Source organism: Gordonia sp. McavH-238-E (genome assembly GCF_022348225.1).
GTDB lineage: Bacteria > Actinomycetota > Actinomycetes > Mycobacteriales > Mycobacteriaceae > Gordonia > Gordonia terrae.
The window spans coordinates 23,748-47,223 of the sequence record NZ_JAKRFE010000015.1 but is presented as its reverse complement, the minus strand read 5'-3'; the positions used below and the strand labels follow the sequence as shown (position 1 = coordinate 47,223).

The 23,476-nt window shown below is 68.3% G+C and carries 24 protein-coding genes; 6 read left to right on the top strand and 18 right to left on the bottom strand.

Annotated elements, in window-relative coordinates:
• Window positions 1–11: 11 nt before the first annotated feature.
• Window positions 12–689 carry an amino acid ABC transporter permease gene (locus tag MHN80_RS20555; RefSeq protein ID WP_064571738.1) on the top strand — a complete coding sequence of 226 codons (678 nt, stop codon included), beginning with the start codon at window positions 12–14 and terminating at the stop codon, window positions 687–689.
• A complete protein-coding gene (locus MHN80_RS20550; protein ID WP_239403452.1) occupies window positions 686–1,576 on the top strand; it encodes an amino acid ABC transporter permease in 891 nt (296 codons plus the stop codon). Before MHN80_RS20555 ends, MHN80_RS20550 begins: the two co-directional genes overlap by 4 nt.
• A 15-nt stretch (window positions 1,577–1,591) precedes the next feature.
• On the opposite strand, the gene MHN80_RS20545 is transcribed toward MHN80_RS20550, so the two are convergent.
• The 7 genes from MHN80_RS20545 to pgsA all read right to left on the bottom strand — a co-directional run bounded on the left by MHN80_RS20545 (window position 1,592) and on the right by pgsA (window position 7,006).
• Window positions 1,592–2,140 (bottom strand): regulatory protein RecX, encoded by a 549-nt coding sequence (locus MHN80_RS20545; RefSeq protein ID WP_239403451.1) that lies wholly within the window; start codon window positions 2,138–2,140, stop codon window positions 1,592–1,594.
• 8 nt (window positions 2,141–2,148) lie between these two features.
• A complete protein-coding gene (gene recA / locus MHN80_RS20540; RefSeq protein ID WP_004022863.1) occupies window positions 2,149–3,192 on the bottom strand; it encodes a recombinase RecA in 1,044 nt (347 codons plus the stop codon).
• 198 nt (window positions 3,193–3,390) lie between these two features.
• On the bottom strand, window positions 3,391–3,585 hold the full coding sequence (locus MHN80_RS20535) for a DUF3046 domain-containing protein (protein WP_004022862.1): 195 nt from the start codon (window positions 3,583–3,585) through the stop codon (window positions 3,391–3,393).
• The gene (locus MHN80_RS20530; protein ID WP_239403450.1) at window positions 3,576–4,784 is read right to left on the bottom strand and encodes a glycosyltransferase; all 1,209 of its coding nucleotides are present in this window, start codon (window positions 4,782–4,784) and stop codon (window positions 3,576–3,578) included. The genes MHN80_RS20535 and MHN80_RS20530 overlap by 10 nt, the downstream gene beginning before the upstream one ends.
• A gap of 37 nt (window positions 4,785–4,821) precedes the next feature.
• Window positions 4,822–5,637, bottom strand: coding sequence for a phage shock protein PspA (pspA, locus tag MHN80_RS20525; protein ID WP_033203461.1), 816 nt, complete (start codon window positions 5,635–5,637; stop codon window positions 4,822–4,824).
• Window positions 5,638–5,780: 143 nt separating this feature from the next.
• Complete coding sequence (locus MHN80_RS20520; protein WP_064571734.1) at window positions 5,781–6,158, bottom strand: helix-turn-helix domain-containing protein; 378 nt, start codon at window positions 6,156–6,158, stop codon at window positions 5,781–5,783.
• A 146-nt stretch (window positions 6,159–6,304) separates the two neighbouring features.
• The gene (gene pgsA, locus MHN80_RS20515) at window positions 6,305–7,006 is read right to left on the bottom strand and encodes a CDP-diacylglycerol--glycerol-3-phosphate 3-phosphatidyltransferase (protein WP_101818732.1); all 702 of its coding nucleotides are present in this window, start codon (window positions 7,004–7,006) and stop codon (window positions 6,305–6,307) included.
• 163 nt (window positions 7,007–7,169) lie between these two features.
• Between pgsA and MHN80_RS20510 the strand changes: the two genes are divergently transcribed.
• Window positions 7,170–7,685 (top strand): amino-acid N-acetyltransferase, encoded by a 516-nt coding sequence (locus MHN80_RS20510; protein WP_004021859.1) that lies wholly within the window; start codon window positions 7,170–7,172, stop codon window positions 7,683–7,685.
• 2 nt (window positions 7,686–7,687) lie between these two features.
• The gene (locus tag MHN80_RS20505; protein WP_004021860.1) at window positions 7,688–7,972 is read left to right on the top strand and encodes a YciI family protein; all 285 of its coding nucleotides are present in this window, start codon (window positions 7,688–7,690) and stop codon (window positions 7,970–7,972) included.
• A gap of 37 nt (window positions 7,973–8,009) precedes the next feature.
• Here the strand turns inward: MHN80_RS20505 and MHN80_RS20500 are convergent, their stop codons facing one another.
• The 6 genes from MHN80_RS20500 to thyX form a co-directional block, all read right to left on the bottom strand.
• The gene (locus MHN80_RS20500; RefSeq protein ID WP_004021861.1) at window positions 8,010–9,056 is read right to left on the bottom strand and encodes a TerC family protein; all 1,047 of its coding nucleotides are present in this window, start codon (window positions 9,054–9,056) and stop codon (window positions 8,010–8,012) included.
• Window positions 9,057–9,275: 219 nt separating this feature from the next.
• The gene (locus MHN80_RS20495) at window positions 9,276–12,269 is read right to left on the bottom strand and encodes a DNA translocase FtsK (RefSeq protein ID WP_239403449.1); all 2,994 of its coding nucleotides are present in this window, start codon (window positions 12,267–12,269) and stop codon (window positions 9,276–9,278) included.
• Window positions 12,270–12,350: 81 nt separating this feature from the next.
• Window positions 12,351–12,983, bottom strand: coding sequence for a TIGR03085 family metal-binding protein (locus MHN80_RS20490; RefSeq protein ID WP_239403448.1), 633 nt, complete (start codon window positions 12,981–12,983; stop codon window positions 12,351–12,353).
• A 46-nt stretch (window positions 12,984–13,029) separates the two neighbouring features.
• The gene (locus MHN80_RS20485; RefSeq protein WP_239403447.1) at window positions 13,030–14,991 is read right to left on the bottom strand and encodes a ribonuclease J; all 1,962 of its coding nucleotides are present in this window, start codon (window positions 14,989–14,991) and stop codon (window positions 13,030–13,032) included.
• Entirely contained in the window at window positions 14,991–15,896 is a 906-nt protein-coding gene (gene dapA, locus MHN80_RS20480; protein WP_064571729.1) for a 4-hydroxy-tetrahydrodipicolinate synthase, read from the bottom strand. Before dapA ends, MHN80_RS20485 begins: the two co-directional genes overlap by 1 nt.
• Window positions 15,897–15,934: 38 nt before the next feature.
• A complete protein-coding gene (gene thyX / locus MHN80_RS20475; RefSeq protein ID WP_239403446.1) occupies window positions 15,935–16,687 on the bottom strand; it encodes an FAD-dependent thymidylate synthase in 753 nt (250 codons plus the stop codon).
• 148 nt (window positions 16,688–16,835) lie between these two features.
• Here thyX and MHN80_RS20470 point away from each other — a divergent pair, with 148 nt between their 5' ends.
• Window positions 16,836–18,494, top strand: a complete 1,659-nt coding sequence (locus tag MHN80_RS20470) for an alkaline phosphatase (protein ID WP_239403445.1) — start codon at window positions 16,836–16,838, stop codon at window positions 18,492–18,494.
• On the opposite strand, the gene MHN80_RS20465 is transcribed toward MHN80_RS20470, so the two are convergent.
• The 4 genes from MHN80_RS20465 to MHN80_RS20450 all read right to left on the bottom strand — a co-directional run bounded on the left by MHN80_RS20465 (window position 18,491) and on the right by MHN80_RS20450 (window position 21,933).
• Window positions 18,491–19,270, bottom strand: a complete 780-nt coding sequence (locus tag MHN80_RS20465) for an HAD-IIB family hydrolase (protein WP_033203553.1) — start codon at window positions 19,268–19,270, stop codon at window positions 18,491–18,493. The genes MHN80_RS20470 and MHN80_RS20465 overlap by 4 nt on opposite strands.
• A gap of 76 nt (window positions 19,271–19,346) precedes the next feature.
• A complete protein-coding gene (locus MHN80_RS20460) occupies window positions 19,347–20,576 on the bottom strand; it encodes a winged helix-turn-helix domain-containing protein (protein WP_239403444.1) in 1,230 nt (409 codons plus the stop codon).
• Window positions 20,576–21,103, bottom strand: coding sequence for a dihydrofolate reductase (locus tag MHN80_RS20455; protein ID WP_239403443.1), 528 nt, complete (start codon window positions 21,101–21,103; stop codon window positions 20,576–20,578). Before MHN80_RS20455 ends, MHN80_RS20460 begins: the two co-directional genes overlap by 1 nt.
• Entirely contained in the window at window positions 21,100–21,933 is an 834-nt protein-coding gene (locus MHN80_RS20450; RefSeq protein ID WP_308219791.1) for a thymidylate synthase, read from the bottom strand. The genes MHN80_RS20455 and MHN80_RS20450 overlap by 4 nt, the downstream gene beginning before the upstream one ends.
• A gap of 108 nt (window positions 21,934–22,041) precedes the next feature.
• On the opposite strand from MHN80_RS20450, the gene MHN80_RS20445 reads away from it, so the two are divergent.
• Window positions 22,042–22,416, top strand: coding sequence for an HNH endonuclease (locus MHN80_RS20445; RefSeq protein WP_239403442.1), 375 nt, complete (start codon window positions 22,042–22,044; stop codon window positions 22,414–22,416).
• Here MHN80_RS20445 and MHN80_RS20440 read toward each other — a convergent pair whose 3' ends face one another.
• Window positions 22,417–23,403 (bottom strand): AraC family transcriptional regulator, encoded by a 987-nt coding sequence (locus MHN80_RS20440; RefSeq protein ID WP_239403441.1) that lies wholly within the window; start codon window positions 23,401–23,403, stop codon window positions 22,417–22,419.
• Window positions 23,404–23,476: the final 73 nt, after the last annotated feature.

Here is a 23,476-nt window from a genome sequence, read left to right as displayed (position 1 = left end):
CGGAGCAACCGATGAATGACGTCTCTCTGTGGGAGAGCATGGGTCCCGAACTGTGGCCCGCCTTCTGGGTGACCATCCAGTTGACCTTCTACTCGGCGATCGGCTCGCTGGTCTGGGGCACGATCCTCGCCGCCATGCGCGTCTCCCCCGTGCCGGTGATGCGCGGATTCGCCGAGGTGTACGTGAACATCGTCCGGAACACACCCCTGACCCTGGTGGTGTTGTTCTGTGCGATCGGCCTGTATCAGAACCTGGGACTCACGTTCGCGCCGACGATCGAGTCGAACAACTTCTGGCTCGCCGTCCTGGCCTTCGTGCTGTACACGTCGACGTTCGTCTGTGAGACGTTGCGGTCGGGCTTCAACACGGTCCCGCTCGGCCAGGCCGAGGCGGCTCGTTCCCTCGGTCTGTCGTTCGCGCAGGTCTTCGGGATCATCGTGCTGCCGCAGGCGATCCGGTCGGTGATCGGTCCGCTGGGCAGCGTCCTGATCGCGCTCACCAAGAACACCACGGTCGCCTCGGTGATCGGTGTCGCCGAGGCGGCGGCCCTGATGAAGACCGAGATCGAGACCTACTCCGATCAGCTGTTCGTCATCTTCGGCGTCATCGCAGTCGGGTTCATGATCATCACACTCAGCGAGGGTGCCGTCTTCGGCTACCTCGCCAAGCGACTGGCGGTGAAACGATGAGTGCCGACTCGACCGTTCTCTACGACGCGCCGGGACCACGCGCCCGGGCCCGCAACCGCCTGCTGGCGATCGCCTTCCTCGCGATCCTGGCCGCCATCGCGATCTACGTGATCGTCGTCCTCGCCGCCAACGAACAGTTCACCGCCGAGAAGTGGTCGCCGTTCGTCACGTGGAGCACCTGGACCGGCTACATCCTGCCGGGCCTGTGGCGGACCCTGGCGGCCGCGGCGGTGTCCATCGTGCTGTCGCTGCTGCTCGGGGCCGTCCTGGGCATCGGTCGGCTCTCCGACCACCTGTGGGTGCGGACGCTCTCGGGGTTGTTCGTCGAGGTCTTCCGTGCCATCCCGGTGCTGATCCTGATGGTGTTCACGTGGTTCCTGTTCGCCATCTACGGCATCTTCCCGTCGTCGTTCCTGGCGTTCGCGGCCGTGGTCACCGGTCTGACCCTCTACAACGGGTCGGTCATGGCCGAGATCCTGCGGTCGGGAATCAACTCGCTGCCCAAGGGCCAGACCGAGGCGTCGATGGCACTGGGGCTGCGCAAGAGCCAGATGATGCGCATCGTCCTTCTGCCGCAGGCGATCACCGCGATGATGCCCGCGCTGATCTCGCAGATGGTCGTGGCCTTGAAGGACAGCGCGCTGGGCTACATCATCGGGTACTCCGAGGTGGTGCGCAGCGGCCTGCTCTCGGCATCGCGCTACGGCAACTACATCCCCGCGCTGATCGTCGTCGCCATCATCATGATCCTGATCAACTTCGGGCTCTCGACCTTCGCCACCGCTCTCGAGCGACGGCTTCGGCAAGGGCGCCGGTCGTCCGGGCGGCCCGCGGACCCCGAGGCGACGGAACTCGCGGCGTCGGAGAACATGCCGACCGGTAAGTAGTACGAGGTGAGGCGCTCAGCCGCTGCGAAGCGCACTGAGCGCCTCACCCACGACCTCGAAGGCGAGTGACTGGGAATACCCGCGCCGCACCAGCATCCCGACGAGGCGACGCATCGCCTTGTCACGCTCGGCGCGATCATCGCCGATGCGGTCGACGACCGAGGGTGTGAGTTTGCGGGCCACCAGACCGGACGCGATCTCTCGTTCGTCGTCGGGGTCGATATGGGCCAGTGCCTCGGAGATGACCGACTCGTCGACGCCCTTGGTGCGCAGTTCATGCCGTAGCGCCACGCGTCCCTTACCGGAATTGAGGTGCCGGGACCGCACCCACTCGGACGCGAACTCTTCGTCGTCGAGCAGCTTGTGCTGTTCCAGGCGTGCCATCACCTCGTCGACCACCTCGGGTTCGAAACCCTTGCGCGTCAGCCGATCCCGCATCTCTTGCCGAGAACGCGCACGGACCCCGAGCAGCCGCAACGCCGAGTCCCATGCGCTGGGTCCCTTGCGGTCGGGATCACTGTCCCGCCGCCTGCGCGTCTGCTCGGGGTCCGATGCCTCGCTCAAGAACTACCTCAGAATTCGACCGGGGCCGGGGCGATGTCGTCGGCGTCGACCGTGGCACCGATGCCCAGCTTCTCCTTGATCTTCTTCTCGATCTCGTCGCGGATGTCGACGTTCTCGAGGAGGAACTTACGGGCGTTCTCCTTGCCCTGACCGAGCTGATCGCCCTCGTAGGTGAACCACGAGCCGGACTTGCGGATGAAGCCCTCCGCCACGCCCATGTCGATCAGCGAACCCTCCTTGCTGATGCCCTGGCCGTAGAGGATGTCGAACTCGGCCTGCTTGAACGGCGGTGCGACCTTGTTCTTCACGACCTTGACGCGCGTCCGGTTACCGACCGCGTCGGTTCCGTCCTTCAGGGTCTCGATCCGACGGACGTCGAGACGCACCGAGGAGTAGAACTTCAACGCCTTACCGCCCGTGGTGGTCTCGGGCGAACCGAACATGACGCCGATCTTCTCGCGCAGCTGGTTGATGAAGATCGCGGTGGTCTTCGACTGGCTCAGTGCCGAGGTCATCTTGCGCAGCGCCTGGCTCATCAGACGGGCCTGCAGACCGACATGGCTGTCGCCCATCTCGCCCTCGATCTCGGCCTTGGGGACCAGCGCGGCCACCGAGTCGATGACCAGGATGTCGAGAGCGCCCGACCGGATCAGCATGTCCGCGATCTCGAGAGCCTGCTCACCGGTGTCGGGCTGGGACACCAGGAGCGCGTCGGTGTCGACACCGAGCTTGGCGGCGTAGTCGGGATCGAGTGCGTGCTCGGCGTCGATGAACGCGGCGATGCCGCCCTGCGCCTGGGCGTTGGCGACCGCGTGCAGGGCGACGGTCGTCTTACCCGACGACTCCGGGCCGTAGATCTCCACGACGCGGCCGCGGGGCAGCCCGCCGATGCCGAGGGCGACGTCGAGCGCGATCGACCCGGTGGGGATGATCTCGATCGGCTGACGGGTCTCCTCGCCGAGCCGCATCACCGAGCCCTTGCCGAAGTTCTTGTCGATCTGCGCGAGGGCGAGGTCGAGAGCCTTCTCGCGGTCTTGGGGCGCAGGTGCCATGGGAGTTCTCCTCGGTTGTGAGCCGGATTTCCGGCGGGCGGTCTGTGCGGTCCGGGCGTTCATGTGATGAAAGGTAGCCGGTGGGTCCGACAACTCTTCAGACGCAGACGCGGCCCGTGTGGTTCCGTCTGATTTCACCTCTGGGCACCAGGATGGACGAACACCTGTTCGATGGCAAGTGCGACACGCGGTCGCGTGTCACCAGCGGTGGCGCGGCACGTCGAAGTCGCGACAGATCGCGACCCAGACGTCGCGCGGGTCGACCCCGTCGTCGATCGCCTGGGCGCCGGTACGGCCGCCGACATCGATCAGGATGTGATCGGACAGGATCGAATCCGCCGAGGGCACACCGAATTCGGCGGTCATCAGCTCGGTGAACTCGGTCAGACGCACGGGTCCAGCCTAGGGGACGACGCCAGGACCCGATGCGCCACCGCCACCGGGTCGACGACGTCGGCCACCGACTCCCCGATCGCACCCGCGGCTCGGGCGTGCGCCGGATCGTCGAGCACCGCGCGCACGGCCTCGGCGACGGAGACCGGGGTGACCGGGCGGACGACGCGGCCTGCGCCGGCACGCCGGATGCGCGTGGCGAGCTCCCACTGGTCTCCCCCACCGGGCACCGCGACCACCGGCACCGATGCCATCATCGCCTTGGCGAGGATGCCGTGCCCGGAACCGCAGATCAGCAGATCAGCGTGGGTGAGCACCTCGTCCTGCCTGCCCGCTCCGACGGTGATCAGTCGGCCGTCGAATCTTGCGAGGTCGGCGTCGGCCGGGTACCGCAGCCCGGAGACCACCACTCGAACCGTCCTGCCCAGCGAGGCGGGCGACAGCGCGTGGAGGGCCGCGCCGAGCATGTCGGCGGCACCGGTCTCGGCCGTCGACGGTGCGACGACGACGAGCGGATCGTCCCCGGCCGGCACGGCGAAGAGTTCGTCGGTCGGCTCCCACACCAGGGGCCCGACGAGATGCGCGGCCGCCGGCCAGTCCGGTCGCGGGACCTCGAGCCCGGGCAGGGTGGCGATCAGGCGCGCTGATGGCTCCGCGTCGGCTGCGCCCAGACCGATCGAGCGTCGGGCGACCTCACGCTGCCGCACGCCCTGCCGGATCGACGACGCGGTGGCCGCCCGCATCAGGGTGTCGCGCAGCCGTCCGCCGATGCCGCGGCCCGGCTCGAGTCCGGAACCGATCGGCGGCAATCCCCGGGACGGCCGGTACAGCGGATGCGGGGACAGCTCGATCCACGGCAGGCCACACAGCTGGGCAGCCCAGCCACCGCCCACCGTGATGACATCGGAGACGACGAGTTCGGTACCGGCCGACTGCATCGGCCCGACGAGTTGCCGGGCCATCCGGGCGGCGCGTGCGCTCAGCTTGGCCCCTGCGTCGGTGTCGTCGTCGGAGTTCTCGGCACGCAATCCGGGCAGTTCGGCGATCTCGATCCCCCGGCGACGCGCGGCGTCCGACCACCCCAGGGAGGTGAACACGATCGGATCGTCACCGGCCGCTCGAAGTCGTTCGGCGAGCGCGAAGGCCGGGAAAGCGTGCCCGGCGTCGGAACCCGCGACGATCGCGACGCGGACGGGCACGTCGCGACCGCCTTCCGGACGCGTCAGCTCGACCGCGTCAATTCTGCTGGGGCGGTTCGGTGGTCGGCGGCGCAGCCTGGGTCGCGGGCTTCTGCAGGCCGGGTGCGGTGGCACCGCCCGAGGGCAGCGCGTCGCCGCGCATGCTGGCGCGGATCTGCTCGAGGCGAGAGTGACCGGCCATCTGGACGCCGGCCTGCTCGACCTCCTGCATGCGGCCCTGGACGGAGTTCTTGGCCAGTTCGGCCGAACCGAGCGCGTTGGCGTAGCGGCGCTCGATCTTGTCGCGGACCTGATCCAGGCTCGGCGTGTTGCCGGGAACCGACAGTTCGCTCATCTGGTTGAGCGAGGCCGAGACCTGTTCCTGCATCTTGGCCTGCTCGAGCTGGCTGAGCAGCTTCGACCGCTCGGACAGCTTCTGCTGCAGGATCATCGCGTTGCGCTCGACGGCCTTCTTGGCCTGATCGGCGGCCTGCAGCGACTGATCGTGCAGGGACTTGAGATCCTCCACGCTCTGCTCGGCGGTCACGAGTTGCGCCGCGAACGCCTCGGCGGCATTGGTGTACTCGGTCGACTTCTGGGTGTCACCCGCCGCGGCAGCCTGGTCGGCCAGGGTCAGGGCCTGACGCGTGTTGGCCTGCAACCGTTCGATGTCCTCGAGCTGCCGGTTCAGCTTCATCTCGAGCTGGCGCTGGTTGCCGATCACCGAGGCCGCCTGCTGCGACAACGCCTGGTGCTGGCGCTGGGCGTCTTCGATGGCCTGCTGGATCTGGACCTTCGGGTCTGCGTGCTCGTCGATCTTCGCGTTGCCGAGTGCTGTGAGGTAGCGCCACAACTTCACGAACGGGTTCGCCATGCTCGTCGTACTCCATTCCGGGGTCTGAGAACTCTGGTGACCAATCTAGCGTCTGTGAGTCCCGGGTGATTCGGTGTCGTTCGGATGGTGCAAACCGGCGCCCGTCGGACCGTGCACACGGCGTCCTTCGGCGGAACCGGGGATCAGGCAGCGGCCAGAGCCGTCGCATCACGCCGCCCGGTGGGAGCGGGGATGACGACCTTGGTCGCGGTCAGGCCGGCGTCTGCTGCATCCACACCGGCGGCGTCGCCCATCGGCTCGGCGCCGACCACGACCGGTTCGGCACCGGCCGGACGCATGGCGCTCCCGACCTCGAGGAGGAGGTCGGCGATCTCCACGTCGAGCGCATCGCAGATCGCGGCGAGCAGTTCGCTCGACGCCTCCTTCTGCCCGCGCTCGACTTCCGAGAGGTACCCCAGACTCACCCGCGCTCCGGTGGACACCTCGCGCAGCGTTCGGCCCTGTTGCGTGCGGACCCGACGCAGGCTGTCGCCGAGCGCCTCGCGTAAGAGCATCGCCATCGAGTCTCCTCCCTACTGACCATCTCGCCACGCACACCTGACGGTGGCGCGTCTGCTGCCCTAGCCAACGCTTCGCGGCGTCGACGAGTTCCCGCAGACCGACCGGTGGGGTCACCGAAGCACCGTCTGGTCGACGATAGTCGAACTCAGCGGCCGCCGCCGGTTCCTCCCACAGCACGTCGCCGCGGTGCCGACGGTTGCGGTTCCGGATCATCGCGGTCGGACCGGACCTTGATGGCCTGCCAGGTGTAGTCCAGCCCGGTGTAGATCGTCACCACCACCGCGAGCCCCATGAGGATGTCGGCGGCGACCTGCCACGGACCGCCCAGCGGGAGCAGGTAGAGGCCGATGGCGAGCGCCTGCAACAGCGTCTTCAGCTTGCCGCCCCGGCTGGCCGGGATGACCTTGTGCCGCAACACCCAGAAACGCAGCGCGGTCACCCACACCTCGCGGGCGACGATCACCACGGTCACCCACCACGGCAGGATGCCGAGAATCGACAGGCCGACGAGCGCACCGCCGATCAGCGCCTTGTCCGCGATCGGGTCGGCGAGCTTCCCGAAGTCGGTGATCAGGCCACGCTGCCGGGCGATCATCCCGTCGTAGCGATCGGTCAGCGCCGCGACACCGAAGACGATCGTCGCGATCGCGCGCCACAGCGTCGACTCACCGGACTCCATGAACAACGCCACGAGGAACACCGGGACCAGGACGATGCGGAACACGGTGAGCGCGTTCGCGATGTTGACCACCGGCACCGGGTCGACCGGGTCGGTGATGTGATCGGGCCCGCGGCCGACGTTGGCGATGCCCTTCTCGTCGACGGCCCGCCTGATCCGGTCGGTCATGAGCTCGTCCCCGATCGCGGCGTCGTGCCGCAGTTCGGGGCAGTCCTCATGTACACGCCCATCAGGGTATCGGCAGGCCCGGTGAACGTGGTGAACAGGTCGGTCCTGCGCGCCGCGCCGGCGTGGACTGCGCGCGCGCCGGACAGGACTAAAGTGGATTCCCATGCCCCCCGCCGAACACGTCGTCGTCCGTCGTGCGCGCACCTCCGACGTCCCGCGGATCAAAGAACTGATCGATCAGTACGCCGGCAAGATCCTGCTCGAGAAGAATCTCGTCACGCTCTACGAGTCCGTCCAGGAGTTCTGGGTCGCCGACATCGACGGGGTGGTCGTCGGTTGCGGTGCGCTGCACGTGCTCTGGGCCGACCTCGGCGAGGTCCGCACCGTCGCCGTCGACAACGCGCACGCCGGGCGGGGCATCGGCCACCTGCTCGTCGACCGGCTCATGGCGGTCGCGCGGGAGCTGCAGCTCTCGCGCGTCTTCGTGCTCACCTTCGAGACGACCTTCTTCGCACGCCACGGATTCGCCGAGATCCAGGGCACCCCCGTCACGCGGGAGGTCTTCGAGGAGATGTGCCGGTCGTACGACACCGGCGTCGCGGAATTTCTCGACCTCAGCTATGTCAAACCCAACACCCTGGGCAACACCCGGATGCTGGCAACCATCGAGCAGGAGTGACCATGCCGTTCTTCGCCGTGCAGTACACCTACCGTCCCGCCAAGGCCGCCCTGCGGGATCAGCACCGGCCACTGCATCGTGAGTGGCTCGCCGAGGAACACTCGGCCGGGAACGTGCTGATCGCCGGCCCGTACCCCGACGGTTCGGGCGCACTCATCGTCATCCGCGCCGCCGACCTCGAGGCGGCCGAGGCGTTCCTCGCCAATGATCCGTTCCAGGCCCATCAGGCAGTGGACGCCATCCGCATCGACGAGTGGACGCAGGTGTTCGGGCCGTTCCCGGCCTGACCCACGTCCACCCGTCGATCCGGGACGGACCGACCGGTCAGAGGTCCTTGGTCTTCGGCGCCGGGGTGTCGGAGCCGGTCGGATCACCGGCGGACTCGACCTCCGGCGTCTTGGCCATCCCACGGCTCTTGATCAGGCTGGCCACCGTCGTGATCACCAGGACACCGAGGATCACCGACAACGACAGGGCCGTCGAGATCTCGGGGACCGCCACGTGCTCGCCGCCGTTGATGAATCCCAGGGTGTTCTCGTGCAGGGCGTGCAGCACCAACTTGACGCCGATGAACGCGAGGATGATCGACAGGCCGATGGACAGGTAAACGAGACGATCGAGCAGTCCACCGATGAGGAAGAACAGCTGACGCAGACCCATCAGCGCGAACGCGTTGGCGGTGAAGACGAGGTAGGGCTCGGACGTGAGTCCGTAGATCGCCGGGATCGAGTCGAGCGCGAACAGGACGTCGGTGAAGCCGATGACGATGAGGACCATCAGCATCGGGGTCGCGAGGCGCTTGCCGTTGACGCGGGTGAACAGCTTGTCGCGGTCGTACGAGTCATGCGTGCGCAGGTAGCGCTTCACGAACCGCTCGAGGCGCGTCTCGCGCTCCTCCTCGTGCTCGACCGGGTCGTCGCTCTCGCGGAGCAGCTTGACGGCGGTGAAGATCAGGAACGCGCCGAACAGATAGAACACCCAGCTGTAGGCGTTGATCGCGGCGGCGCCGACGGCGATGAAGATGCCGCGCATGACCAGGGCCATCAGGATGCCCAGCAGCAGGACCTTCTGCTGATATTCCTTGGGCACCGCGAACTTCGCCATGATGATGACGAAGACGAACAGGTTGTCCACCGAGAGGGCCTTCTCGGTGACGTACCCGGCGAAGTACTCACCGCCGAAGGTGGAACCCCAGTTCCACCAGACGAAGAGACCGAAGATGACGGCGAAGCCGATGTAGACCGCCGACCAGATGCCCGACTCCTTCAGCGACGGCGCGTGGGGCACGCGCACGTGGGTGAAGAAGTCGAACACGAACAGTCCGAGGATCACCGCACAGGTGATCAGCCATACGGACAGCGACACATCCATTCCATACCTCCAGCAGGCAGCATGAGCTGACGAGCCAGAGGTCTCTCCCACCGAACGGGGGCCGACGCTCCGGGTCCCGGCCGCGACGATGATCGGCATCGTCGGGGGTCGTGACCGTATTGACGGAGACGCCGCTTTGGGGATACTCCCCTCATGGATCTTCGGCCACCATATACAAACCGCCGGTGACGCGCAGAAACCGCTGGTCAGGCGAATGCGTCAGGTGTCGGAACTGTCCGTTTCGCCGTCCCCGCCGGTGATGGAGGCGATCACGCCGGCGAGATCGTCGGGCTTGACGAGCACCTCTCGCGCCTTCGATCCCTCGCTGGGTCCGACCACTCCACGCGTCTCCATGAGGTCCATCAACCGGCCGGCCTTGGCGAAACCGACCCGCAGCTTGCGCTGCAGCATCGACGTCGAGCCGAACTGACTCGACACGACCAGTTCGATGGCCTGCAGGAGATCGTCGAGGTCGTTGCCGATGTCGCTGTCGATGTCCTTCTTGTCGCCGGCCTTCGCCGCGGTGACGCCCTCGGTGTACTCCGGCTCGGCCTGCTCCTTGGAGAAGTCGACGACCGCCGCGATCTCCTCGTCGGTGATGTAGGCGCCCTGCATGCGGATCGGCTTGTTGGCACCCATCGGCAGGAACAACCCGTCGCCCATGCCGATCAGCTTCTCCGCACCCGGCTGGTCCAGGATGACGCGTGAGTCGGTCAGCGACGACGTCGCGAACGCCAGCCGCGACGGCACGTTGGTCTTGATCAGACCGGTGACCACGTCGACCGACGGGCGCTGCGTCGCGAGCACCAGGTGGATACCGGCGGCGCGCGCCTTCTGGGTGATCCGCACGATGGCGTCCTCGACGTCGCGCGGCGCGGTCATCATCAGGTCGGCGAGCTCGTCGACGATGGCCAGGATGTACGGATACGGCTTGTAGACGCGTTCGCTGCCCAGCGGGGCGGTGATGTCACCGGACCGGACCTTCGAGTTGAAGTCGTCGATGTGACGCACGCGCGAGGCCTTCATGTCCTGGTAGCGCTGCTCCATCTCCTCGACGAGCCACGCCAGGGCCGCGGCGGCCTTCTTGGGCTGGGTGATGATCGGCGTGATGAGGTGCGGGATCCCCTCGTACGGGGTGAGCTCGACCATCTTCGGGTCGATGAGGATCATCCGCACCTGCTCCGGGGTCGCCCGGCTGAGCAGCGAGACGAGCATCGAGTTGACGAAGCTCGACTTGCCCGAACCGGTCGAACCGGCGACGAGCAGGTGCGGCATCTTCGCCAGGTTCGCGCTGACGAAATCGCCCTCGATGTCCTTGCCGAGGCCGATCACCAACGGATGCTTGTCTTTTCGGGTCGACGGCGAGTTCAGCACATCGGCGAGGCGGACCATCTCGCGGTCGGAGTTGGGGACCTCGATGCCGACCGCGGACTTGCCGGGGATGGGCGCGAGCAGGCGGACGTTGTCCGTCGCCGCGGCGTAGGCGATGTTGCGCTGCAGCGCGGTGATCTTCTCGACCTTCACGCCCGGGCCGAGTTCGATCTCGTAGCGCGTGACGGTCGGGCCGCGGGTGTATCCGGTCACCGCGGCATCGATCTTGAACTGCTCGAGCACCCCGGTCATCCGGTCGATCATGTCGTCGTTGGCGCTGCTGCCCATCTTGGGCGGATCGCCCTCGAGGAGCAGATCGGGCGGCGGCAGTCGATAGTCCCCGTCGCCCGTCGGGTCCGACGGGACGAACGCCTCGTCGTCCACACTCTCGTCCGCGGGGTCGGGCTGGGGTTCCGGTTCGGGTGCGGGGCGCGGTGCCGGCCGCGCGGTCACCCGCCGGGCGGGGGTGGTACGGGTACGGGGGCTCGGTGCGATCACCTCGGTGACCTGATCGGTGACACCACCGGGGGCATCCGCGAAATTCTCGGTGACGGCCTCCTCGAGCGGTGCGGCGTCGGCGACGTCGGTGGGCTTGCGCCGCGCCGTTCGTCCCGAGGTCCGCGCGGGCGTCGAGTCCGGCGGGTAGTTGTCGTACGGATTCGACGAGTACGGGCGGCGCCGGGACCGCGATGCGAGGGCGTCGGAATCCCAGCGGTCCGAGTCGGCGTCCGCATCGCCGCCGGCCGGATCGCCGAAGTCGGGATCCTCGTAGTTCTCGGCGTCGGTGTCCCACGCCTCCGCGTCCCACTCGTCGTCGTCCCAGGGCGCGTCGTCGGCGCGGCCCACCCCGAGACCGAGGTAGCCCGCGGCGGCGTCCACCACCTCGCGGACGGTTCGTCCACTGAGGATGAGCACGCCGAATGCCATGCACAGCAACAAGATCGGGACGGACACCCAGGCGGTCACACCCGCCGTCAACGGTGTGCCGACAGCGAAACCGACGAACCCGGCGGCCTCGGAACGGCCCGGGAGATCAACCGGCGCCCCGGCGATGAGGTGCATCAGACCCAGCAGCGGCAGGACCACGAGGAACCCGCCCGCCAGGTAGCGACCGCGTCGCTCCGGAGCAGCCGGGCGGCGCATCAGGACGACGGCCAGCGCGAGCAGACCGACCGGCACGACCACCGCCGCGGTGCCGATCACCGCACGGATGAGGGCTTCGATGAAGGCGCCCACCGGGCCGGCCGCGCCGAACCAGACGCTGGCACCGACGAGCAGGCCGAAGGCCAGGAGTCCGAGCGCGATTCCGTCACGTCGATGGCTGTGACCGCCGGCGCGGGGCCGACCACGCTCGTCCACCCCGGCGTCGTCGTCGAACAGGTCCGCATCGAAGTCCGAGTCGTCGTCGTACTCCCCGACCACTTCCGTGCGCGGCCCGCGCCCGACGCCTGAACCCGCCCGTGCGGCACTTCCGACTCCGCGCGCGAACAGCGACCACCCGGCGCCGATGCCCTTGCCGACCGCGGACGCCCCGGCCGCGGCGACCGACCGGCGATGCAGGTCCACCGACTCGGCGGGCGCCGATCGTGCAGTGGAGCGGGAGCCGCCTCGCGAGGCCCCGGCCTTCGACCTCGTGGTACCGCCGCTCGTCGGCTTGCCGGTGGACTTGCCGCTCCTCGAGGCGCCACCCTTCGAACCGCTCGTCGAACGCCGGCCGGCGGTCGGATTCCCCGAGGTCGAACTCCCGCGCGTCGACCCACCGCGTGCGGAACCGCCGCGTGTGGAGCCGGCGGCGCCGCGCGAAGAGGACGCGCGCGTACCCGTGCTTGCCTTCGAAGCCATACGGACAGACTAGTGGGCGGTGATCACATCAGTCACACGGGCAACACGGACAACGGGGTACGTGTCGAAGTTGTGACCGCTCTACAAGCCCCGGGAACTCGCTCGGACATCTGAGATCGCCGAGTCGTCGCCGGTGAAGGTGACGTCGACGGGGGAACGACCGAACGCGAAGAGCACCAGCTCACCGATCCGGCCGGTGACGACGACCTCCTCGCCCGATCCCGCGGTGACGAGGTCCTCACCGTCGGGGGTACGCAGTGTCACCCGGGCAGGGACCTTCTTGAGCGTCATCTTGCCCATCGACTTCGCCGGAGTGCGCAGCTCCGCCTCGAGTTCCGGGGTCAGCGCCCGCGGGGTCCAGGGACCGTCGGGATCGGCGCCGCCACGCAGGACGTCCTCGTGGTGGACGAACATCTCGGCCAGATTGGCGAATCGGTCGACCAGTTTGAACGGCGAGAAGACCGGTGGCCCCGACGCCAGCAGCGCGAGTTGCTCATCCCAGTCCTTCGACGTCGCCTGAACCCGCACTTTCTCGGTGTGGCCTGCGAAGGCGGGGATGAGGATGCCCGGGCCGGTGTCGGGTCGCCGCTCGCGGACGACGAGATGGGCCAGGAGGTCGCGGGTGGTCCAACCCTCACACAGGGTGGGCGCGTCGGGGCCCACCTTCGCGAGGGTCTCGACGAGGGCTGCTCTTTCGTTCTGTGCACCGGTCACACGACCACGGTAGCGACATCACCGGGAATTCGTTCCTTGGCGCCGGTCAGTCCCCCACCGCGATGACCGTGGGCACGATCATCGGCCGGCGACGATAGGCGGTCGACACCCAGCGCCCGACCGCTCGCCGGATCCCCTGGGCGATCCGGTGCGTGTCGGAGACGCCCTCGGCGGCCAACGAATCGAGCGTCTGGTTGACGATGTTCGCCGCCTCCTTGAGCGCGTCGGGGTCATCGGAGAATCCGCGGCCGGAGACCTCGGGCGTGCTCACTGCCCGGCCCGTCGCCACGTCCACGGCCACCGTGATGGCGATGAAGCCGCCCTCACCCAACACGAGGCGTTCGGAGAGCGTCGACTCCCCCACGTCGCCGACCGAGAGGCCGTCGACGTAGACGTGCCCGACCGGAACCCGTCCGACGATGTCGGCCCGACCGTCGACGAGGTCGACCACGACGCCGTCCTCGGCGAGGACCACCCGGTCCTCGGGCACACCGGTCGCGACCGCGAGTGCGGCGTTGGCACGCAGGTGCCGCCATTCGCCGTGCACGGGCATCGCATTCGAGGGGCGCACCGCGTTGTAGAGGTAGAGGAGCTCGCCGGCCGACGCGTGGCCCGAGACGTGGACCTTCGCGCTCTGCTGGGTGATGACGGTCGCGCCGCGCTTGGCGAGACCGTTGACGACGGCGAACACCGAGTTCTCGTTGCCGGGGATGAGCGAGGACGCCAGCACGACGAGGTCGTCGGCCCGGATGTTGATCTGCCGGTGCTCGCCGCGTGCCATCCGCGAGAGCGCCGACAGCGGCTCACCCTGCGAACCGGTGGAGATCAGCACGACGCGATGGTCCGGCAGGCTCGCGGCGGTGTCGAGGTCGACGACGACGCCGTCGGGGACCGAGAGGTAGCCGAGGTCCTGCGCGATCTGCATGTTGCGCACCATCGAACGGCCGACGAAGGTCACCCGCCTGTTGTGGGTGTGGGCGACGTCGATGATCTGCTGGATGCGATGGACGTGGCTGGCGAACGACGCCACGATGACGCGCTGCTTGGCCTTGCCGATGACCTGGTCGAGAACCCCGCCGATCTGGCGTTCGGGAGTGACGAAGCCCGGCACCTCGGCATTGGTGGAGTCCACCAGGAACAGGTCGACGCCCTCGTCGCCGAGTCGGCTGAAGCCGGCGAGGTCGGTCAGGCGGCCGTCGAGCGGGAGCTGGTCGAGCTTGATGTCGCCGGTGTGCAGCACCACGCCGGCGGGGGTCCGGATCGCCACCGCGAGCGCGTCGGGGATCGAGTGGTTGACCGCGAAGTACTCGCACTCGAACGGGCCGTGCGACGTCTTCTGGCCTTCGACGACCTCGACGAGCTTGGGTCGCAGGCGATGCTCGCGACACTTGGCCTCGACGAGGGCGAGCGTGAACTTCGCACCGATCACCGGGATGTCGCTGCGGAGCCGGAGCAGGAACGGCAGGGCGCCGATGTGGTCTTCGTGGCCGTGGGTCAGGATCACCGCGTCGACGTCGTCCATGCGGTCTTCGATGTACCGGAAGTCCGGCAGGATCAGGTCGACACCCGGCTGTGCGTCCTCGGGGAACAGCACACCGCAGTCGACGATCAGCAGACGGCCGTTGTACTCGAAGACGGTCATGTTGCGGCCGATCTCGCCGATACCGCCGAGAGCCACCACGCGCAGACCACCCTTGGGCAGTCGTCGGGGTGTGCCCAACCGGTCGACGGGGGCCGGGGTCGCCGGCTCGGTCCGACGCCCACCGCGGGCATCACCGCGTTCGTGACGCGGCCGGCGGGTGTTCGACGCGGGGTTCGCCGGACGCTTGGCCGCATGCTTCGGGGCGGTCGCGTCGGAGGTGGCGGGTGTGGCGGGCTGCGTGGCCACGGCCGGCGGCGGACTGGGCGGGCCGGCCTTGCGGGCGGCCGCCCGGCGTCGGGTCCGGGGACGGTCGGTGCCGGGGGTGTCGTTGCCGGTGTGGGGACCGGTGGTGTCGTTGTCCGTCATCAGACCAGGACACCTGCCGCACGCAGATCCACGATCAGCTGCTCGATCTGCGCCGGGTTCGCCGGGACCTGCGGAAGGCGCGGGTCGCCGACCTCCAGCCCGAGGATGCGCAGTGCCGCCTTGACCATCGTGACCCCGCCGAGCCGGCCCATGGCGTTGACCAGCGGGAGCATCGAGGTGTTGATCGCCCGGGCGGCGTGCAGATCGCCCTTCTCGACGGCGATCTGCATGTCCCGCAACCGATCCGGGACGAGGTGACCGATGACGCTGACGTACCCGGTGGCACCGATCGAGAGCCACGGCAGGTTGAGCGCGTCCTCACCGGAGAGGTACTCGAGGCTGGTGCTCGCGATCAGACCGGCCGCCGAGTGCAGATCGCCCTTGGCGTCCTTGACCCCGCGGATGTTGGGGTGTTCGGCAAGAGCGAGCATCGTCTCGTTCATGATCGGGACGACCGACCGCGGCGGGATGTCGTAGAGCAGGACCGGCAACGCGGTGGCGTCGGCGACGGTCCGGAAGTGCGCGAGGAGGCCGGCCTGAGGCGGCTTCGAGTAGTACGGGGTCACGACGAGGAGCGCGTGGGCGCCGATCTTCTCGGACTCGATCGCGAACCGAACGCTCTCGGCGGTGTCGTAACTGCCTGCGCCCTGGGTGATCCGGGCCCGGTCGCCCACCGCGTCGAGGACGACCCGGAGCAGCTCGAGCTTCTCCGGCACCGTGGTGGTCGGCGACTCGCCGGTGGTACCGGACACGACCAGCCCGTCACAGCCCTTGGAGACCAGGTGATCGGCGAGGACGGCCGCCTTGTCCAGATCGAGGCTTCCGTCCGTGCGGAAGGGGGTGACCATCGCAACCACGTTCGTCCCGAAGGGATGCTCGTGCAGCGGTTCCTGGACTGCGTTCATGGTGCTCAAGGCTACCGCCTCCCTGTCCGTGACGATCCTCACCCTTCCAGCACGAACGGTGAGGTCGCGACCTCGGTCCCGTCGGCCAGGGTGCCGATCTCGAAATCACCGAACACGGTGGGCGCCACGCGCATCAGCTGGCGTAGGCATTCCACCGCCAGCTGGCGGATCTCGACGTCGGCGTGCTCGGTGGCACGCATGCCGACGAAGTGCCGCCAGGCCCGGTGGTTGCCGGTGACGACGATCTTGGTCTCGGTGGCGTTCGGCAGCACGGACCGAGCGGCCTGACGTGCCTGTTTCCGACGCAGGATGGCGTTGGGGACGTCGGCGAACTTCGCCTCGAGCGCCGCGAGGAGTTCGGTGTAGGCGGCCCGGCTGGCCTCGGTCGCCGCGGTGAACAGGTCCTCGAGTTCGGGGTCGCCCACGATCGCGGGCGGCGCGACGACGTTCGAGTCGTGCTCGGGCACGAACCGCTGGGACAGTTGCGAGTACGAGAAGTGCCGGTGCCGGATCAGCTCGTGGGTGCACGACCGCGAGATGCCGCTGATGTAGAAGGTCACCGAGGCGTGCTCGAGCAGCGACAGGTGCCCGACCTCGAGGATGTGCCGCAGATAGCCGGCGTTCGTCGCGGTGCGCGGGTTCGGCTTGTCCCAGCTCTGGTAGCACGCCCGACCGGCGAACTCGACGAGCGCCTCACCACCCTCGGCGTCGGTGCTCCACGGCACGTCCTCCGGAGGGGTGAACTGGGTCATCGCCACCATCTGCACCTTCAGCGGCACCAATTCGGACACGCATGTCTCCTGTCGTCCCTCACGTACGGCCACACCTCCGCGTGCCCTGCGGTACCCGATTCTCCCCCACCGCCTCCGTACCGCACCTTCGGGCTGTGCCCGCGGGTAGAGTCCCTGGGGCGTGCTCGACGACCGGGGGTGGGATGCGATGACGACACGACGCGATTTCCTGCGCACCGGTGCGGTCGTGACCGGGACCGCGCTCGCCGCACCCGCAGTCGTCGCCCACGCGGCACCGCGGTCGCCCGAGTCCTCGTCCGCGCGCGTCTTCGCCCATGGCATCGCTTCGGGCGACCCGCTTCCGAATGCCGTCATCCTCTGGACCCGCATCACCCCGACCCCGGCGGCGACGCCCGGTTCCGGGATCGGACCGGAGAGTCTGGTTCGCTGGGAGGTCGCCGGTGATCCCGGCTTCGGGACTGTCGTGGCGTCGGGCCAGACCCGCACCTCGGCCGACGCCGACCACACGGTGAAGGTCGATGTCACCGGCCTGGCCCCGCGGACCCGGTACCACTACCGCTTCACCGTCGTGTCCGGCCCGGCGGCCGGTGCGGTGTCGCCGGTGGGGCGGACGCGCACCGCTCCCGCGGCCGGCGCCGACGTCGCGAAGATCCGCTTCGGCGTCGTCTCGTGCGCCAACTGGGAGGCCGGTTACTTCGCCGCCTACCGTCATCTGGCCGCGCAGCCCGCACTCGACGCTGTGGTCCATCTCGGCGACTACTTCTACGAGTACGAGACCGGCCGCTACACCGGCAAGACCGGAACCGTTCGGGCGCACGAGCCCCGGCACGAGATCATCACGTTGCGCGACTACCGAACTCGCCACGCGCAGTACAAGACCGACCCGGATCTGGCCGCATTGCACCGGGAACAGCCGTTCATCTGCATCTGGGACGACCACGAGTCGTCGAACGACTCGTGGTCGGGCGGCGCGGAGAATCACCAACCGGGCGAGGGGTCCTGGGCCGCGCGGCGCACCGCGGCGCTACGCGCCTACGCCGAGTGGATGCCGATCCGCCCCGCCGTCGACACCGCGGGCCGGCATCTGTTCCGCAGGCTCCGCTTCGGCCGTCTGCTCGAGTTGTCCATGCTCGATCTGCGCTCCTATCGCGACCTGCAGGTCAGCGCGCGGTCGGCGGCCATCGACGATCCCGCCCGCTCGATCCTCGGCCGCGCGCAGATGTCGTGGCTGACCAACGGACTCACGTCGTCGGAGACCCGCTGGAAGATCGTCGGCAATCCGGTGATGATCGCCCCCGTGCTGATCCCCCCGCTGGATCCGCAGACGACCGGGGCGGTCACCGCGCTGCTGGGCATCCCGCGCGAGGGAATCCCGTACAACGCCGACCAGTGGGACGGTTACGCGGCCGATCGCCGGCGGTTGCTGGAATCGCTCCGCTGCGATCGTGTGGACAACGTCGTGTTCATCACCGGCGACATCCACTCGTCGTGGGCCTGCGACATCCCTGCCGACCCGGCGAATTACCCCGGCGGCGGGAGTGTCGCGACCGAACTGGTCGGCACATCGATCACGTCCACCAACATCGACGACATGCTGAACGTGCCCGCCAACACCGCGGGGGTCGCCGTGTCCTCGGCCTTCGGTGCCACCAACCACCACGTGCGCTGGAGCGAGTTCGACGCGCACGGCTACTCGGTCCTGACCGTGACCCCGGCGGCCACCCAGATGGACTGGTATTTCGTGCACGACAAGACGAACCCGCGGTCGGGCCAGTACTACGCGAAGTCCTACCGGGTCGCCAGCGGCACCCAGCGGGTCGTCCCGGCGGGCGGGCCCGCGGTCTAGCTGCCGGTGTCGACCTGATCGAGCAGCGCCGACAGCTTGGCGTGGGTGTCGGGCCAGCCGTGGACCGCGATCGAGGTGATCCCGAGGGCCTTGACCGGGTAGTCGTTGCCGCCTTCGTCGAGCCGGTCGCCGAAGAACAGGATGTCGCTTGTGCCCAGTCCGAGGATGTCCATCAACTTCAGTGCGCCATAGGCCTTGTCGATGCCCTTCTTGGTGACATCCACCGACGTCGAACCGCCGCTGCGCACCTCGAGGTCGGGAAGTCGCTCCGCAGCGTAGGCACGCAGTGACTCCTTCTTCGCCCCGTCGGGGTCCCAGGCCGCCTTCGCATCGACCGGGGCCTTCTGGCCCAGCGCGCTGAAGGTGATCTGGCTGCCGCGGTCCTCGAGGATGTCACCCCACGTCTCGCTCGCCCACAGGCCGAGTTCCCGAGCGCCGGTCTCCAGCACGTCGAGAGTGCGCTGCTTCTCGTCGTCGGTGAGGAATTCCGCGTAGACCGTCTCCCACTCGTCGCCGGACCATCGCACGTACTGGGTTCCGCAGGTCGGCATGAGGTGGAGGTTCCCGACGCTGTCGAAACTGCCCAGGCGCGCGAGCACCTGCTTCTGGAACTGGGTGAAGTTGCCGCCGGAGATGATGCAGCCCAGGCTCACGTCGAGCATGCGACGCAGGAGCTCGACCATCTTGTCGTCGAGCGGGCTCTTCGACGGCGCCAGGGTGTCGTCGAGATCGAACATCACCAATCGGTAGTCGTTGCCCTCATACGACACGGTCATCTCTTCGTCTCCCATCGCTGTCGTGAACTTCTGATCTCCAGGATTGCATCAACCGGTGCACAGCACCCGCCGTGACTCACCCGCCGTGCGCGAGGCGTTGCAGGTCGGGTGCGAGGTCCCCGCGCCCGGCCACGACGACGTCGTCGAGGTCCTGCCAGCCGGCGAAGTTCCGCAGATCCGCGGACATCCGGTCGGCGACGAGGTCGCGGGGATGCCCCGGTTCGCAGTACGCCCCGAGGACCAGGAGGGTGCGGTTCTTGCGGTCGGCCTTCAGGTCCACGCGCGCGGCGATGTCGGTGCCCAACAGGTACGGCAGCACGTAATAGCCGTGCACGCGTTTGTGTTCGGGCACATAGATCTCGATGCGGTAGTGGAAGTCGAAGAGACGCTCGGCCCGCGGACGGAAGAAGACCAGCGGGTCGAACGGCGACAGGATGGCCGAGGTGTCGACGCGTCGCGGCATCGGTGCACCCGCGGCCAGGTAGGCGGGGTCGCGCCAGCCGTCCACGGAGATCTCTTGCAGCGCCCCGCTCTCGACGAGTTCGGCGACCGCGGGTCGCGCGTCGGCCGGCCGGAGCCGGTAGTAGTCCGCCAGATCGGCGACGGTCGCGACTCCGAGTGCCTGTGCGGCGCGGCTGACGAGTTCACGGTGCGCCTCGGCGCGGCTGGGTCGCTGCGCGAGGGTGTCGGCGCCGACGACCCGTTCGGTGAGGTCGTAGTGGCGCACGAAGTTGCCGTTGCGCACGGCGGACAGGTCACCTGCGGCGAACATGGCCTCGCACAGGTGCTTGACCTCACCCCGCTGCCACCAGCTGCCCGCGGCGCCGGGTGCCCGTTCGATGCCCAGTTCCGCTTCGATGGCGCGGGGCGTGGTCGCACCCACCGCCTCGATCACCGCCCGGACGTCACTCACCAGAGAACGGTTGCGACGCATCACGTCTCGCGTGTGCCGATATCGTCCATCGGCGAATTCGTCCATCCGCCACCGGAAGAGCGGCCAGTCGGCCACCGGGATCAGCGCGGCCTCGTGCGCCCAGTATTCGACGAGCAACCGCTGACTCCGCCCGGGTTGCCACGCGGCGCGGTGCAGCAGATCGGGGTCGTAGGGGCCGAGCCGGGAGTACAGCGGCATGTAGTGGGCTCGCGCGGCGATGTTGACCGAGTCCATCTGCAGGAGCCTGGTCCGGCCGACGACCCGCTTCAGGTGCGCCATGGTGGGTGCCGCGGCGGGCCGGCGGTCGGTGAAACCCTGTGCGGCCAGCGCGGTTCGGCGCGCCTGAGCCGGCGAGAGACGATCCGGCGGCATCAGGCCTGCCGGGTCCGCCGGTAGTCGACGAATCGGTACGAGATCCCGCTCGTCGAGGTCTGCCACTCGCCACGGACCGCCACCGTCCAGTCGTCGGTGATCTCCGGCGCATGCGCGTCGGCACCGTCGACCTCGACGTCGATCTCTGTCACGCACAGTTCGGTGGCGAATTCCATTGCCAGACGGTAGATTTCGCCACCACCGATGACCCCGATGTGGTCGCCGCCGGCCAGCTCGAGTGCGTCGGCGACCGATCCCGCGACCGTCGCCCCGTCGGCGGACCATCCCGCGTCGCGGGTGACCACCACATTGGTACGGCCGGGCAGCGGCCGAAAGCGCGGCGGCAGCGAATCCCAGGTCTTGCGGCCCATGACAACCGGGTGCCCGACCGTCAGTTCCTTGAATCGCGCCACGTCTTCGGGGACCCGCCACGGGATCGTGTTGTCCCGGCCGATCGCCCCGCCCCGTCCCTGCGCCCAGACCAGCCGCACCTGGCGCGACCCCTCCTCCGCGAGGTCGGATGTCACACTGCCACCGGGGCTTTGATCCCGGGGTGGGACTGATAATCGACGATGGCGATGTCGTCGTACTCGTAGTCGAAGATCGAGTCCCGCTTGCCCAGTTCCAGTTTCGGATACGGATACGGCTCGCGCGACAGTTGCAGCGTGACCTGGTCGACGTGGTTGTCGTAGATGTGGCAGTCGCCGCCGGTCCACACGAACTCGCCGACCTCGAGGCCCGCCTGCTGGGCCATCATGTGGGTCAGCAGCGCATACGACGCGATGTTGAACGGGACCCCGAGAAACAGATCGGCGCTGCGCTGGTACAGCTGGCACGACAGTTTGCCGTCGGCGACGTAGAACTGGAAGAACGCATGGCAGGGCGGCAGCGCCATCTGCGGGATCTCCCCCACGTTCCACGCGGACACGATGTTCCGGCGCGAATCGGGGTTGGTCTTGAGTAGATCCAGAGCGGCCGCGATCTGATCGATGTGCTCGCCCGACGGAGTCGGCCAGCTCCGCCACTGCACCCCGTAGACGGGTCCGAGTTCACCGTTCTCGTCGGCCCATTCGTCCCAGATGCTCACCCCGCGCTCCTGCAGCCACCGCACGTTGGAATCACCGCGCAGGAACCACAGCAGCTCGTAGACGATCGACTTCAGGTGCACCTTCTTGGTGGTGATCAGCGGAAAGCCCTCGGCGAGGTCGTAGCGCAACTGTCGTCCGAACAGGCTGCGTGTCCCGGTTCCCGTGCGGTCGGCCTTCGGTGTCCCGGTCTCCATGACGAGGCTCAACAGGTCCTCGTACGGTGTCGGGATGGTCCCGGTCGATGACATGTCGCGGATGGCCGTACTCACGGCTGCCAGTCTAGGCAAAGCCGCGGTCGTACTGCCGGGCGCACGACACGACGCCACGTCAGGTTGTGACAGCTGTGACTCATGTGGTCCGGGCGGTAGTCTCCCCTCGTGGCCACCCGCAGCACGACCCGCGCCAATCGCTACGCGAAGCGTCGTCGAAAGCGTGTCGCCGCCCGCGACAACGACCTCACCGACACCCAGTGGCTCGCACTGCAGGAGGCCTGGGGTGGGTGCGCGTACTGCGGCGCGGTCGGTGTCGCCTTGCAGCGGGACTGCATGCTGGCCATCTCCCGGGGCGGCCGCTACACCATCGCCAACGTCGTGCCGTGCTGCGGTTCGTGCAATGCGAGCAAGTGCAACTCCGAGGTCACGACGTGGATGCGGCGCAAGAAGCTGGACGAGAAGGCGTTCCTGGTCCGGCAGTTCGAGGTGAGCAGGGCGCTCGCCGAAGCCGTCGACCCGGACGCCGACCAGGACGGTTGATCACCCAGCTCGCGCCTCGCGTCGAACCCGGCCGGGCGATGACCCGTTGACCCGCTTGAACGCCCGGCTGAACGCCGCTTCGGACGAGTAGCCGAGACCACCCGCCACCGACGCGACCGACGCGTCCTGATCGCGGAGACGATCTGCCGCCACATACATCCGCCAGCGGGTGACGTACTGCATCGCCGGCTCGCCGACGACGGCGGTGAACCGCGCCGCGAATGTCGACCGCGACATGGTGCACACCCGGGCCAGACGATCGACGCTCCACGGTGCAGCCGGATCCCGGTGGACCGCGGCGACCGCTCGGCCGAGTTGCGGATCGGCGAGAGCTCCGAGCCATCCGGTGCGGGCGCCCTCCGCGTCCTGTAACCACGATCGGATGGCGTGGATGACGATGATGTCGGACAACCGGGTGATGACCGCTTCGCCCCCGGGGCGGAGTTCGCCGGCCTCGTCGATCACGATGCGCATGAGGTCCCGCAGCCACGATGCGTTCGCACCGGAGCGGGATTCGGTGGCGCGGATGGTGAGGACCGGCGGCAGCATCGACGTCAACGATCGCGCCGAGGGATGGTCGAATCTGACCACCGCACAGATGAGGACAGTTCGATCGGGTCCGTCGCCGCCGTGGCGCAGGATGGCATACCGGTCGCTCAGGTAGTCATGGGGCAGCTCGGTGACGACCGGGGCGAAGGTCGCCTCGGCGTGTCCGCGGATGACGTGCGACCGGCCGTGCGGCACGACGACGAGATCCCCCGGCCCGAAGCTCAGCGTCTCACCATTCGGCGCGGACAGGCGCAGGACTCCCGACACGACCAGGTGTACGCACAGGCAGTCCTCCCACACCGGCATCGTGAGGGCCCACGGCTCGCTCAGTTCGGATCGGCAGTAGAACGCGCCGTTCAGCCGGAAGAAGTGCAGGGCCTCCCCGAGCGGATCGGGGGTGTGGAACGGGTCCGGATGTATGTCGTCGGCGGTGCGCACCCCTCCATGATCGACCATTGCGTGCCGAACGTCCGGAGATCTCGGACGTTCGGACAAGAATGACGGACTCTAC

Coding starts and splice junctions, on each gene's coding strand:
- MHN80_RS20555 (WP_064571738.1), top strand. CDS start 12: ATGAATGACGTCTCTCTGTGGGAGAGCATGGGTCCCGAACTGTGGCCC.
- MHN80_RS20550 (WP_239403452.1), top strand. CDS start 686: ATGAGTGCCGACTCGACCGTTCTCTACGACGCGCCGGGACCACGCGCC.
- recA (WP_004022863.1), bottom strand. CDS start 3,192: ATGGCACCTGCGCCCCAAGACCGCGAGAAGGCTCTCGACCTCGCCCTC.
- pspA (WP_033203461.1), bottom strand. CDS start 5,637: ATGGCGAACCCGTTCGTGAAGTTGTGGCGCTACCTCACAGCACTCGGC.
- MHN80_RS20520 (WP_064571734.1), bottom strand. CDS start 6,158: ATGGCGATGCTCTTACGCGAGGCGCTCGGCGACAGCCTGCGTCGGGTC.
- pgsA (WP_101818732.1), bottom strand. CDS start 7,006: ATGACCGACCGGATCAGGCGGGCCGTCGACGAGAAGGGCATCGCCAAC.
- MHN80_RS20510 (WP_004021859.1), top strand. CDS start 7,170: ATGCCCCCCGCCGAACACGTCGTCGTCCGTCGTGCGCGCACCTCCGAC.
- MHN80_RS20505 (WP_004021860.1), top strand. CDS start 7,688: ATGCCGTTCTTCGCCGTGCAGTACACCTACCGTCCCGCCAAGGCCGCC.
- MHN80_RS20500 (WP_004021861.1), bottom strand. CDS start 9,056: ATGGATGTGTCGCTGTCCGTATGGCTGATCACCTGTGCGGTGATCCTC.
- MHN80_RS20495 (WP_239403449.1), bottom strand. CDS start 12,269: ATGGCTTCGAAGGCAAGCACGGGTACGCGCGCGTCCTCTTCGCGCGGC.
- MHN80_RS20485 (WP_239403447.1), bottom strand. CDS start 14,991: ATGACGGACAACGACACCACCGGTCCCCACACCGGCAACGACACCCCC.
- dapA (WP_064571729.1), bottom strand. CDS start 15,896: ATGAACGCAGTCCAGGAACCGCTGCACGAGCATCCCTTCGGGACGAAC.
- MHN80_RS20470 (WP_239403445.1), top strand. CDS start 16,836: ATGACGACACGACGCGATTTCCTGCGCACCGGTGCGGTCGTGACCGGG.
- MHN80_RS20465 (WP_033203553.1), bottom strand. CDS start 19,270: ATGACCGTGTCGTATGAGGGCAACGACTACCGATTGGTGATGTTCGAT.
- MHN80_RS20460 (WP_239403444.1), bottom strand. CDS start 20,576: ATGCCGCCGGATCGTCTCTCGCCGGCTCAGGCGCGCCGAACCGCGCTG.